This window comes from Anabaena sp. CCY 9402-a, from assembly GCF_963920945.1.
In the GTDB taxonomy this organism is placed as follows: domain Bacteria; phylum Cyanobacteriota; class Cyanobacteriia; order Cyanobacteriales; family Nostocaceae; genus Trichormus; species Trichormus minutissimus.
In genome coordinates this window covers 1-4,222 of record NZ_CAWUDL010000158.1, presented here as the reverse complement: position 1 = coordinate 4,222, position 4,222 = coordinate 1, and the positions used below count along the sequence as shown (strand labels likewise).

At 42.5% G+C, this 4,222-nt stretch carries 5 protein-coding genes; 1 reads left to right on the top strand and 4 read right to left on the bottom strand.

Annotated elements, in window-relative coordinates; genetic code table 11:
* The coding region (locus tag ACM0OR_RS27795) for a hypothetical protein (protein WP_414579633.1) at positions 1–772 on the top strand (772 nt) is incomplete at its 5' end.
* A 221-nt stretch (positions 773–993) separates the two neighbouring features.
* On the opposite strand, the gene ACM0OR_RS27790 is transcribed toward ACM0OR_RS27795, so the two are convergent.
* The 4 genes from ACM0OR_RS27790 to leuC form a co-directional block, all read right to left on the bottom strand.
* Positions 994–1,428: a type II toxin-antitoxin system VapC family toxin gene (locus ACM0OR_RS27790; protein ID WP_414579632.1), complete on the bottom strand. Its 435-nt coding sequence runs from the start codon at positions 1,426–1,428 to the stop codon at positions 994–996.
* Positions 1,412–1,666, bottom strand: coding sequence for a CopG family transcriptional regulator (locus ACM0OR_RS27785; protein WP_414579631.1), 255 nt, complete (start codon positions 1,664–1,666; stop codon positions 1,412–1,414). Before ACM0OR_RS27785 ends, ACM0OR_RS27790 begins: the two co-directional genes overlap by 17 nt.
* An 83-nt stretch (positions 1,667–1,749) precedes the next feature.
* The gene (gene leuD, locus ACM0OR_RS27780; protein WP_414579630.1) at positions 1,750–2,358 is read right to left on the bottom strand and encodes a 3-isopropylmalate dehydratase small subunit; all 609 of its coding nucleotides are present in this window, start codon (positions 2,356–2,358) and stop codon (positions 1,750–1,752) included.
* A 153-nt stretch (positions 2,359–2,511) separates the two neighbouring features.
* Complete coding sequence (gene leuC, locus ACM0OR_RS27775; RefSeq protein ID WP_414579629.1) at positions 2,512–3,915, bottom strand: 3-isopropylmalate dehydratase large subunit; 1,404 nt, start codon at positions 3,913–3,915, stop codon at positions 2,512–2,514.
* Positions 3,916–4,222: the final 307 nt, after the last annotated feature.

Genomic DNA, 4,222 nt, shown 5'->3' with positions numbered 1-4,222 from the left:
CTTTTTTATCTTCTCTGTTTATTTTCCTATAAAATTTATTTTAAAGATAGGTCTAGTAAACCAATTAAAAATGTTAATAAAAACATTTTTATTCGTTATATTTTTATCTTCTCTAACAGGATGTGTTTCATATAAGCCAATAAATGAATCTTCGCAACCTTATTGTGACCCTAATTCTCAAAAATGCCAAGTAGATTGGGTTGGCACTATATTTGGAACTTCAGTTTTGTTTCTATTAGGCTTTTCTTTCATTTTGTCTCCACCATTTATTAGAGGTATAAGAACGTTAGAAAAAAGTTTAGATCCTAATAATAGAGACCTAAATCAAGCTACATCCTTAAATGAACTTTTAAGATTGACAGGTGGAATAGCTACCCCTTCCCGGCCTATCTTTCAAGAAGTTCGATTTGAAGATAGGACAAAAATATACGAGTTATGCAAAAAAATATTATTAGAAGAAAAGAAAGAATATGGGGAAGATTACCTGTTGTTAGCTTGTGTTGGCTCTCATGTTAAGGATGTTAACAATGACCAAACAATATTTAAGTCTGCAATATTTAGCTTAAATATGCACGTCGAAGTTTACAAGCTGGCAATTCGATCTTGTTTTCATTTAAAGGATATGCCTGAATATTATAATCTTGTAAAAAAAATAACAACAGAACTAATAGATAATCCTGATAAATTTAAAAACACTGAATATTTCACAGAAATTGTAGCTGAATTAAATCAATACTTCAATCATAGACAAGAAGCTATGAAGCAACATTAGATATTAGGCATAACTAACCTTATTAAATAGTTTATTCAGTTTTATTCCCTTTGTTTTGGTCAGACAAGGTGTTATTTTGTTTTTGGTGTTCTTTGATGGCGTTCATCAAAATGGTTGCGGCAAGATTATTGACAGAATTGAACTACGTTGCAGAAAATGACAACAACGTCAATTCCTTATCCAGTAAACGTTGTAGACGTTGTAACCATAAGCACAGATCCTCAAGACGGTACTTGCACCCGTTGAGCTAAATCTGCCCCCAGTCGGCTAAAGTGGCTTGGATTCAGAGTAAGTAATATATCAACCTCGGCTTTGAGAGCAGCTTGGGCAATTAGTGCATCAAAAATTCCACCCCCTGGGAGATTAAGTGTAACCATAGAAGCGATCGCTTGTTGGTAATCATCAGCAGTGAGGGGAATTGCTGTAAAAAAATGCAGGTTCTCATTGATTAAGCGTTGGGCGATCGCTGGAGAGATTGGCGGTCTTACAGGTAGGCGAGTCAGAACGGAATAAAGTTCAGCAAAGGTGTGCGCTGAGAAACATCCGTCAATTTTCTTTTCTTGTGCCTGTTGCAACCACGGTAGACAAACATGATGCCGAGGATGACTAACTTCAAACGCTGCTACTAATACAGATGTGTCAAACAGGACTTTCATTATCTGCAATTAGGTCACTGAGTCTTTCTTGCCGCATTTGGTCAACAGAGGTTTCCAGATTCCCAATTGGGGTAGATTGAATAACTAAGGCCGTTCCAACTCGATATAAATGGGGTTCAGTAGTTAGTAAATTTTCGATTGCGGCTTGCACAAAAGCTTCAGCCGTCATACCTTTCGCGGCGGCTTGAGCTACCAAACGAGCTTCTATTTCTGGAGTTAATTCAAGGGTAATTGCCATAGAATCATCCAATTGCGTTCATTATCTCAATTATAAAAGCTTTGTTGGGTTTTGCTGTCGCGCAACCCAACCGATTATTCTGCTTAACTCGCAGCCAACCTACCCCAACCCACATAAGGTAACTTAGCCGCCGTCGCCCAAATTTGCTCAGTATTTGCCACTAACTGACCGCAAGCATCCCAAGCACCGGAAACAAAGGTGCTTCTAGTACCTTCATCAAGGGTAACTGGGGCGGTAAAGTCGCCAACTTGCACCTGCAAGGTTTCCAAATTCACTGTGACACTAGCTTGGGGATTAGCTGCTACTAATTCTTGTAGTTGTTTAACCGTCACTTCATCAACTGTCAAACAAGGTATACCAATTGCCACACAATTACCAAAGAAAATTTCCGCAAAGCTTTCACCGATGAGGGCTTGAATACCCCATTTGGATATAGCTTGGGGTGCGTGTTCCCGTGATGAACCACAGCCAAAATTGCGGTTAACTATTAAGATATTCGCACCTTGATATTGGGGTTGATCAAAAGGATGCTCACCATTTAGGGCTGTGCGATCGTCAATAAATGCTCCTTCACGCAACCCATCAAAGGTGACAGCTTTCAAAAATCTCGCGGGAATGATCCGGTCTGTATCGATATCATTACCCACTAAAGGTATACCACGTCCAGAAACTTGTTTAACTTCACTTACCATTGGTTTTTAGGGGGATTGGGGACTGGGGATTGGGGAAATCGGGGCCCCCTCTGGGGATAAGGGGTAATGGGGACTGGGATTGGGGAAGAGGGAAAATGTTATGTATTGTCTTTCCCCCTATACCCCTACACCCTTACACCCCTATACCCCTTCTTAAAGCAGTTCTCTTACATCAGCGACCTCACCTTTAATGGCCGCAGTTACTACCATTGCAGGACTCATTAGGAGTGTCCGACCAGAGGCTGAACCTTGCCGTCCTTTAAAGTTGCGGTTGGAGGAGGAAGCACTAATTTGTCTGCCTTCTAGTTTGTCGGGGTTCATCGCTAAACACATGGAACAACCGGGTTCGCGCCACTCAAAGCCGGCTTCTTGGAAGACTTTATCTAATCCTTCCGCTTCGGCGGCTAGTTTGACTCGTTCCGAACCTGGGACGACAAAGGCTTTAATTCCCGCCGCTACATGGCGACCTTTGGCGATTTTGGCTGCTTCTCTCAGGTCGCTAATCCTGCCGTTGGTGCAGCTACCAATAAAGCAGACATCAATTTTAGTTCCCTTAATCGGTTGACCGGGATATAAATCCATGTAGCGATATGCTTCTTCTGCCACGAAGCGGTCTTCTTCTGCTAATTCTTCCGGCTTGGGTATCAACTGGTTCACGCCAATACCTTGTCCGGGGGTAATTCCCCAAGTCACTGTGGGGGGAATATCTGCCGCGTTGAAGACTATCACATCATCATATTCTGCATTAGCATCACTCTTGATGGATTCCCACCAAGCTACTGCCTGCTTCCACTCAGCACCTTTCGGGGCAAAGTCTCTACCTTGCAGATAATCATAGGTGATTTGATCAGGATTAACGTAACCACATCTTGCTCCGCCTTCAATGGCCATGTTGCAGACTGTCATCCTCTCTTCCATGTTCATCTGCTCAAAGGTCGTACCTGCGTATTCGTAGGCGTAACCAACACCACCTTTCACTCCCAGGATGCGGATGATATGCAGGATGACATCTTTGGCATAGACACCGGGGTTAAGAGTGCCGTTAACTTCAATTTTGCGGACTTTGAGTTTAGATAATGATAGGGTTTGGGAGGCGAGAACGTCCCGTACTTGGCTTGTACCGATACCAAAGGCGATCGCACCAAACGCCCCATGACTGGAAGTATGGCTGTCTCCACAGGCGATGGTCATTCCTGGCTGGGTGAGTCCTAATTCGGGGGCAATGACGTGGACTATACCTTGGTTGCCCGAACCAATATTATGGAAAGTAATGTTATTTTCCTGACAGTTGGTTTCCAGTGCCTGGATCATTTCTTCCGCCATGCGATCGCTAAAGGGACGCGCCTGATTTTCTGTCGGTACAATATGATCTACAGTAGCGACAGTCCGCTCTGGAAACAAAACTTTTAGTCCTCTCTCCCGTAACATAGCAAAGGCCTGGGGACTGGTAACTTCATGAATTAGGTGTAGCCCAATAAATAGCTGTGTCAGCCCTGAAGGAAGTGTACCAACCGTATGTAAGTCCCAAACTTTATCGAACAGCGTTCCTTTGCTCATAGGTCAATGGTTAAGTTACGAGTCAGAGTTTTTATAGTATCAAAAAAAGTCTAGCTTTTTCTTTTGAGGAGGTGATCGCTTTATTTACACAATCCAAGGCTCAGATCATCGGCTGCAAGTCAATGTATCGCCACACTGGTGATTAAACAAGTAGTCTGGGTACAGCCCAGTTTTAGCTTGCTGGTATAAGGTCTAGCTAATACCATACCCAAATCCTAATTTACAACAATACCAAAACCCCTTAGCATTGTTGGTAGGGAAAACGCATCTTATTTACTAATAAAAATTAAGAGAGATTTCAAAATGA

What these genes read in the sequence shown, in the direction of transcription:
- ACM0OR_RS27790 (WP_414579632.1), bottom strand. Translation starts at nt 1,428, where the DNA reads ATGAAAGTCCTGTTTGACACATCTGTATTAGTAGCAGCGTTTGAAGTT.
- ACM0OR_RS27785 (WP_414579631.1), bottom strand. Translation starts at nt 1,666, where the DNA reads ATGGCAATTACCCTTGAATTAACTCCAGAAATAGAAGCTCGTTTGGTA.
- leuD (WP_414579630.1), bottom strand. Translation starts at nt 2,358, where the DNA reads ATGGTAAGTGAAGTTAAACAAGTTTCTGGACGTGGTATACCTTTAGTG.
- leuC (WP_414579629.1), bottom strand. Translation starts at nt 3,915, where the DNA reads ATGAGCAAAGGAACGCTGTTCGATAAAGTTTGGGACTTACATACGGTT.